1 protein-coding gene is annotated in these 1197 nt (G+C 67.6%); it reads left to right on the plus strand.

Going from position 1 to position 1197, the window contains the following annotated elements:
* Positions 1–231: 231 nt before the first annotated feature.
* The coding region (locus tag ACFZDJ_RS55025) for an IS110 family transposase (protein ID WP_391070833.1) at positions 232–1197 on the plus strand (966 nt) is incomplete at its 3' end.

Here is a 1197-nt window from a genome sequence, read left to right on the forward strand (position 1 = left end):
TTCCCTACGTTGTCCTGCGGGACGTGGTGAGCCCTTCGTATGGTTCATCCACCCAGGAGCGTCGGGTGTGGCTTTCAAGGTTCTGCCGTCTGTGGCTTCCATCGATTGGCCGCCCGACGCCCCACGACGACTCGGCTGCCAATTAGGAATTGCGAATGATCGCCACGTAGGGAATCGACAGCGAGGTCGTCCGTCGGGAGGCACCAGCACCACACCGCACGGAGGCAGCACATGGCCGCGATCTGGGCCGGCATCGACGCAGGCAAAGCCCACCACCACTGCGTCGCGATCGACGAGAGCGGCCGTCGGCTGCTGTCCCGACGCGTCGCCAACGACGAACCCGAACTCCTCCAACTCCTCGCCGACGTCCTGGCTCTGGGCGACGAAGTGACTTGGGGCATCGACCTGGCCGGCGGCGGAGCCGCCCTCGCCATCACGCTCCTCCTCAATCACGGCCAGCCGGTGCTTTACCTCTCCGGCCGGGCCATCCACCGCGCCTCCGAGGGCTACCGCGGCGAAGGCAAGACCGATGCCAAGGACGCCGCCGTCATCGCCGATCAGGCTCGTATCCGCCGCGATCTGCATCCTTTACGGGCTGGCGACGAGACCGTCACCGAGCTGAAAATCCTCACCGGCCGGCGCATGGACCTGGTCGCCGACCGCACTCGCACCGTCAACCGGCTCCGCGCTCAACTCACTGGCATCTTTCCCGGTCTGGAGCGTGCGCTCGACGTCACCAACGCCGGCCCGCTCGTCTTGCTGACCGGCTACCAAACGCCGGCCGCCCTCCGCCGGATCGGCAGCAAGAGGCTGGAGACGTGGCTGCGCAACCGCAAGGTCGTCCGCGCCGACCAGCTGGCAGAGGCCGCCTTCGAGGCGGCTGAGCGCCAGCACACCAGCCTGCCGGGCGAGAGACTGACCGCCCGGATGGTGCACACGCTGGCGGCGGAGGTGATGAGTCTCAACCAGCAGGTCACCGAGATCGACAAGCTCATCGAGGCCCGGTTTCGCGAGCACCAAGACTTCGAAGTGATCACCAGCATGCCCGGCCTGGGCATCATCCTCGGTGCCGAGTTCCTCGCCGCCACCGGCGGCGACATGGGCGTCTTCGGAACTCCCGACCGGCTCGCCGGCTTCGGCGGCGTCGCCCCAGCACCGCGAGATTCCGGGAAGATCAGCGGCAATCTACGGCGCCCC

The sequence above is a fragment of the Streptomyces sp. NPDC007896 genome (genome assembly GCF_042959425.1).
GTDB lineage: Bacteria > Actinomycetota > Actinomycetes > Streptomycetales > Streptomycetaceae > Streptomyces.